Origin of the sequence: Rhodopseudomonas sp. BR0G17 (genome assembly GCF_010907025.1) — a bacterium.
GTDB lineage: Bacteria > Pseudomonadota > Alphaproteobacteria > Rhizobiales > Xanthobacteraceae > Rhodopseudomonas > Rhodopseudomonas palustris_H.
Genome location: NZ_QUML01000088.1, coordinates 1 through 695, shown reverse-complemented (window position 1 = coordinate 695; position 695 = coordinate 1). Strand labels below are relative to the sequence as shown.

The 695-nt window shown below is 58.1% G+C and carries 1 protein-coding gene; it reads right to left on the bottom strand.

Annotated features, from left to right (window positions below; translation table 11 throughout):
• The coding region (locus DY467_RS25320; RefSeq protein ID WP_205502815.1) for a tetratricopeptide repeat protein at nt 1–695 on the bottom strand (695 nt) is incomplete at both ends.

Genomic DNA, 695 nt, shown 5'->3' with positions numbered 1-695 from the left:
GCTCAGCGCATCGCGATACATCGCGAGCGCTTTCGCGTCATCATCCGGATCCTGCCGTTCGTTGAGGAGTTGAGCGATCCGGCTTTTTTGTGTCGCAACCTCGATGGGAGACGTTGCGGCCATTCCTCCGGCGATCGTCAGTCCTTCGCCGTAATACTCCAGTGCCTTCTGCCAATCCTTTTTGAGTTTGTAGATGTCGCCGAGTTTGTTGAGGGCGAATGCGACGTCGAGCCGACGTTGCGCGATTCCCGGTTCGCGGAGTTGCCCCTCCCGGGCATTTTCCAGAGCCATATTGAAGTAGCGTTCGGCATCCGCGTTCAAACCTCGGTAAGCCAATTCGTCGCCGATGCGAAATTGTCCGGCATAGAGGTGGTGCAGGAGGCTGAGACTCGGGGGACTGCTTTTCAGTAGGCGTTCGGTCAATGCAACGGCGCGCTGAGCGTCATTCAGCACGTCGTCACGTTTTCCCAGCGCGACACCGACATCTGAAACGTTGAGCAATAGCAGGATTTCTATTTCGGACACTTGCAAAGGATGGTCTTCGCTCTTGGCCAGATCCTTGAGCGTCACCTTGGCGTCGGCGAGCAGAAGCTCTGCGGTTTTCGCTGACATCGAGCCGTCGTTGAGGAAGCCGGCCAGGCGACCGACGGATGTCTTGGTGGCGCTGAGGGCATGGATCTGCGCCTGCGCGGCCT